Source organism: Alicyclobacillus acidiphilus NBRC 100859, assembly GCF_001544355.1.
GTDB lineage: Bacteria > Bacillota > Bacilli > Alicyclobacillales > Alicyclobacillaceae > Alicyclobacillus > Alicyclobacillus acidiphilus.
The window spans coordinates 1-2,329 of record NZ_BCQI01000128.1 but is presented as its reverse complement, the minus strand read 5'-3'; the positions used below and the strand labels follow the sequence as shown (position 1 = coordinate 2,329).

The 2,329-nt window shown below is 52.4% G+C and carries 2 protein-coding genes; both read right to left on the bottom strand.

All coding sequences use genetic code 11. From position 1 onward, the window contains the following. Positions 1-65: 65 nt before the first annotated feature. Positions 66-854: an IS21-like element helper ATPase IstB gene (istB, locus tag AAC01S_RS18330; RefSeq protein ID WP_067625933.1), complete on the bottom strand. Its 789-nt coding sequence runs from the start codon at positions 852-854 to the stop codon at positions 66-68. Next, positions 851-2,329, bottom strand: a 1,479-nt coding sequence (gene istA, locus AAC01S_RS18325; protein ID WP_067625931.1) for an IS21 family transposase, incomplete at its 5' end; no start/stop codon positions are given. The genes istB and istA, both read right to left, overlap by 4 nt.

The window sequence follows — 2,329 nt, the reverse complement described above, 5'->3', positions numbered from 1 at the left end:
CTGTATTTGTCAAGCGAAAATTCCCCCACATGATCATCGAAAACTCCCCCACCGAAAAGTGGGTATCATTCAAAATTTTGCTTATCAAGCCACTCCTTCGTTTCTTTCATGCGAAATGAATTACCGTTCATGTTAATCGTGTACGACTGGTAGGTCAGCCGATCAATCATGGCCGCTGTCATCACAGGGTCCTGGAAGATTTCGCTCCATCGCTCGAAGGACAGATTTGTTGTGATCATAGTGGATTTTCGCCCAGCTCGTAGCGAGAGATGAGTGAACAGAAGTTCCGCGCCCTCCTTGTCGAAGGAGATGTAGCCCATTTCGTCCGCGATGACGAGGTCATATTTCTCAAACCGGCTCTGGAACTGCCGCAATGTGTGTTCCGCCCGGCTTTCGCGCAGACGGTTGACGAGGATAGGCACAGTGGTAAACCACACCTTGTAGCCCTCGATACAAGCCTTCATGCCAAGCCCAATGGCCATGTGCGTTTTTCCAGTCCCGGGATTCCCGGCCAATATAACGTTGCGCCCCTCCTTAATAAAATCAAGACTCTTTAACAACTTCAGTTTTTTCTGCGCATCTGCCGGCAGATCCGGCACAGACAGGTCCTCAAGATACTTCTTGTGTGTAAACTCCGCCAAACGGATGCGGTTTTTCACGGACGATTCCTGTCTGGCGTCGCACTCTCGCTGCAGTAATAATGCCAAGAACTCCTCATACGTCATGTCTCTCTGTTGCGCTTCGGCGATGTGTTCGCCTAGGTGTGCGCGGACTATGGGTAGGCGTAGCTCTTTTGCATACTGGGCAATCGCTTCCCGCCAGGCTTTACGTGGTGCAGCTTGTCCGTTGCTCATGCACTCACCGCCTTCAGTTCCACGGATCCGGTGTGGAGCAGGGCATCATACTGTCGTAATTGCTCCATGGCGTGCTCGGAGATATCCTCACTCCCGTTTGTGGACAAGATCTCGCACCTCGCCCGCTTGTCCTTGTTTCTCGCACAAATCAGCTTAATGTTGTCCGTAGTCACGTGGCGTACACCCATCGCCTCCAACTCGGTTATCGCTGTTTTCGTTTCATCCAACGTCAACCCGGCGGAAAATTCCTGGACCAAAGCGATGAAATCTTTCTCCTGTCCTTTATAATAGGATTCGTAGATTCTTGTGAGAGCTTGTGGAGCCTGCTTCATGGCGATGCTTGTCGCCAAGGCTCCCGGTTTCCTTTTGAATGTGTCAAGGAAGTGTTCCAGCTTAATGACCCACTGGCAACTCTCCAATGTCCGCGCATGTTCTGCCACCTGCTTATCGCCGTGGAAGCACAAGATCCGCCCTGAGTAAATCTTGACCATGATTTTTTTGCCAACCAGTGAGTCAGGGACGGAGTAATGGTTTTTGTCCACACAGATGGTGGAGTACTTATCCACACGTGGATGTTCCACCCGAGCCGCATCGAATGGCGGAAGCCCTTTGAACAGGTACTCGCGTTCTGTCTGCAAGCATTCGTCCGCGCTGCGCCCTTCGCGGTTCGATTGCGGTTTGCGATTCAAACGCCCGCATACGGCGGATAGGTGCTCGTTCGCGCTCTCCAGTGAATCGAACCTGTATTGGGACGCGAATGCCTTTCTCCGAACCACATCCACGCTTCGCTCCACGTGTCCCTTTTCGTTGCCGCTACACACATTGCAAAAGCGAAACTGGAATCCGTAGTAAAGCGATAACTGCAACAGTGCCTCGGTGGGTTCTTTCTCGGAACCAGCCAGTCTCTTGACTGCGACACGCATGTTGTCGTAGACCATCTGTTGGTACACACCGCCAATATGCGAAAAGAACTTCGCATGCGCTTCCTGAAAGTATTCGCTCTTTTGCGTGCTGAACAACCAGGCAAATCGGTAGTTCCCATAGGCGGACGCGAACACGGCCATCTGAAACTTTTGCATTTTCCCTCCGATTTCCAACTTCACCTCGCCCCAATCAAACTCACAAACGTCCCCCGGTACGTAATCCGACTTGATGTAGGCCTCTTTGGCCTTAGCCTCTAGCGCCCTCACGGTGCGTAATACGCTGCCATAACTGATGCAGATGCCCGCATTCTCAAGCTCCGCATGGATATCCACAGGCCGTCTGACTTGCTTGTGCATTCCTTTTCTCCGGCGCTCCTCGTTCTCGGCTAGAAACCCTCGAATCCTCTCTTCCACCTCCTCCGTCACCACCAGCTTGGGGCGGTCCCCAGTACGGTATTTTGGCGGCTGCACAATCCCATCCGTCAGCACAGCGATCCTGGCTGCATCGTCAGTTTGTATCAACTCCTCCCGCTGCTGCTCATATTCGACGAT